4 protein-coding genes are annotated in these 2,492 nt (G+C 70.2%); 1 reads left to right on the forward strand and 3 read right to left on the reverse strand.

Features of this window, described 5'->3' with window-relative positions:
- Positions 1-100: 100 nt before the first annotated feature.
- Positions 101-712 carry a prepilin-type N-terminal cleavage/methylation domain-containing protein gene (locus DN387_RS19110; RefSeq protein WP_254506167.1) on the forward strand — a complete coding sequence of 204 codons (612 nt, stop codon included), beginning with the start codon at positions 101-103 and terminating at the stop codon, positions 710-712.
- Here DN387_RS19110 and DN387_RS19115 read toward each other — a convergent pair.
- From DN387_RS19115 to DN387_RS19125, 3 genes are all read right to left on the reverse strand, one after another.
- A complete protein-coding gene (locus DN387_RS19115) occupies positions 705-1,616 on the reverse strand; it encodes a DUF4880 domain-containing protein (RefSeq protein ID WP_196932333.1) in 912 nt (303 codons plus the stop codon). The genes DN387_RS19110 and DN387_RS19115 overlap by 8 nt on opposite strands.
- Before the next feature lie 39 nt (positions 1,617-1,655).
- A complete protein-coding gene (locus tag DN387_RS19120; protein WP_043860351.1) occupies positions 1,656-2,186 on the reverse strand; it encodes a sigma-70 family RNA polymerase sigma factor in 531 nt (176 codons plus the stop codon).
- A 20-nt stretch (positions 2,187-2,206) separates the two neighbouring features.
- Positions 2,207-2,492: TonB C-terminal domain-containing protein (locus DN387_RS19125; protein ID WP_254506169.1), on the reverse strand; the 286-nt coding region annotated here is incomplete at its 5' end.

A 2,492-nucleotide genomic window follows, 5' to 3' on the forward strand; every position in this document is an offset into this window, starting at 1 on the left:
CGGAATGGATCGGCGAGCCGCTGACCCTGCGCCTGGTCAGCGGCCAGCAGCAGATCGAAGTGCGCCGCGATGCCGCCGGCCGTGTCGAGGTGCACCAGCCATGAGGCGCCACCCGCAAGGCGGGTTCACCCTGATCGAGGTGATGGTGGCGATCCTGTTGATGGCCATCGTCAGCCTGGTGGCCTGGCGCGGGCTGGACAGCGTCAGCCGCGCCGACCGCCACGTCAAGGACAGCACCGAACAGGCCCGCGCCCTGCTGCGGGTGTTCAACCAGCTGGAGCGCGACCTGGCCCTGCGTGCCAGCAGCGAACTGGCCGAGCCGGTGCTGGCTGGCATGGACCCGCCCAGCGAAAAACCGCTGCCTGCGGTGCGGGTGCAGGCCAGCGACGGGCGCCCGGCGCACCTGGAGCTGATTCGCAGCAGCGCCGCCGACGACGGCCTGATGCGCGTGCGCTGGTGGTTGCAGGGTGGCACGCTGTACCGCGCCGCGGCGCCGGCACGCGACCGCTTCCCGCTACCGGCACCTGCCGGCCGGGTGGCGGTACTGGAGGATGTGGCTGAATTCAACCTGCGGGTGTGGGAGCCGGGCAAGGGCTGGCGGCACCTGACCGGCGAGGCCCGGGACAATCCGCCGGGGCTCGAGATCGAACTGCTGCGCCAGAGCGCGCAGGGCCCGCAGCGTTACCGCCAGGTACTGGGGCCGCTCAACTGAGCAGCACCACGCCACCGGGCAGTTCGGTGCAGCGTGCGCCGTAGGCGTCGCGGATCAGCTGCGCCACCCCTGGCAGCTGCGCCAGGCTGAAGCGCGCCTGCACCTTGCGTCGCCCCAGGCTGGGGTTGAGCAGCACCAGCATGCCGGGGCGGTAGCGGTTGATTTCGTCGATCACCTGGCTCAGCGGCGCGTCATGGAACACCAGCCGCTGCTCGCGCCAGGCCATTACCTGTTCGGCATCGAACGGCTGCGCGCTGCCGGCGCTGCGGGCGTCGTAACGCAGCTGCTGGCCGGCGGGCACCGGCAAGCTGCGGCCCTGCCAGAGAATCTGCACCTGGCCCTGCAGGCAGGTGACGCACACGGCCGAATCGGTGTGGCGCACATTGAAGCGCCCGGCCTGGGCCGACACCCAGGCCTGCCCGGCCTGCACCTGCACCGGGGCCTGGGCCAGCACCTCGACCTCGCCTTCGAGCAGGGCGATCGCTTCGCCGCTGCGGTTGATGCGGGTCTGGGTGTTGAGCTCCAGCGCAATGCCCTGGGTCAGGTCGATGCGCCGCTGCTCGCCAACGCCGGTGTGAAAGTCTGCCGCTGGCGTGCCGAGCCCGTCCACCAGGTTGCTGCGCAGCAGCACGAAGGCTGCCGAGGCCGCCAGCGCGCCGCCCAGGAACGCGCGGCGCCCCAGGGTGCGCAGGGGCACCACGCGCTCGGCCTGGCGCGCCGCCGGCTCCAGCTGCTGCCACAGCTGGCGGGCCTGCTCGAAGGCCTGGGCGTGCGCCGGGCTCTGTGCGCACCACTGGCGCAGGGCGCGTGCGTCGGCGACGGTGGCGCGCCCGGAGGTAAGCAGCAGCAACCAGTCCTGGGCCTGGCTGTGCAGGCTGGGTTCAGCCGAAGTCTGGGGTGTCATGGTCTGAGGGGCCTGCATCAAAATGGCGCTGTGTATTGTTCAAGACGGTTTTCCCGCACCGGGACCGAACCGCTGGAACACTTTTCTTTCCAGCCGCGTGGCGCAGTAACCCAGTGCGGCCTTGAGCTCCTTCTCGACCATGCGCGTGGAGATGCCGAAGCGCTGGGCGATTTCCAGGTGCGAGGCTTCCTCCAGGCGCGCGGCAATGAAGATACGCCGGCGCCGTGCCGGCAGTTCGTAGAGTGCGCCGAGCAGGCACTGGATTTCCTGCTGGCCGCCGACAATGCGCGCCGGGTCCTGGTCTTCGGCCACCTGCAGCAGGTCTTCGACCTCGGCGCCGGTGAGCAGCCGGGCGTCGGCCTGGCGCCGGTCGGCGGCGATGTTCAGGGCCATGCGGTAGAGGTAGGCATTGGGCTTGTGCAGCGCGTGGGTGGCCTGCATGCGGTCGACCCGCAGGTAGGTTTCCTGGAGCACGTCGCAGGCCAGGTCGTCCGAACCCAGGCGGCGTTTGAGGCGCACCTTGAACTCGTCGTAAGAGGTCAGGAACAACGTGACCAGAGGTGTATTCATACTGCCTAGCCTCCATGCGATTAAGGGCAGTCCATGCGTGTATCGGGCAACAGCAGCAGCGTCACCGGTTGCGCCAGCGCCGAGGGCGGTGGCCGCTCCAGGCGCAGGGCGCGCAGGCTTTCGACCAGCGCGCTGTCACGCCGGTGATCGCCGGTGGAGGCCAGCAGGCGGCTCTGGGCCAGCACCCCGCGGGCGTCGATCCATACCTGCACCGCGGCCCGGTAATGGCCTGGGCGTGCCAGCGCGCTGGCACACAGCGCCTGTTCCACGGCGCGTTGCAGCGTGCGCGCATAATTGCCGGCCGCG

The sequence above is a fragment of the Pseudomonas sp. FBF18 genome, assembly GCF_024261405.1.
GTDB lineage: Bacteria > Pseudomonadota > Gammaproteobacteria > Pseudomonadales > Pseudomonadaceae > Aquipseudomonas > Aquipseudomonas palmensis.

Coding starts and splice junctions, on each gene's coding strand:
- DN387_RS19110 (WP_254506167.1), top strand. CDS start 101: ATGAGGCGCCACCCGCAAGGCGGGTTCACCCTGATCGAGGTGATGGTG.
- DN387_RS19115 (WP_196932333.1), bottom strand. CDS start 1,616: ATGACACCCCAGACTTCGGCTGAACCCAGCCTGCACAGCCAGGCCCAG.
- DN387_RS19120 (WP_043860351.1), bottom strand. CDS start 2,186: ATGAATACACCTCTGGTCACGTTGTTCCTGACCTCTTACGACGAGTTC.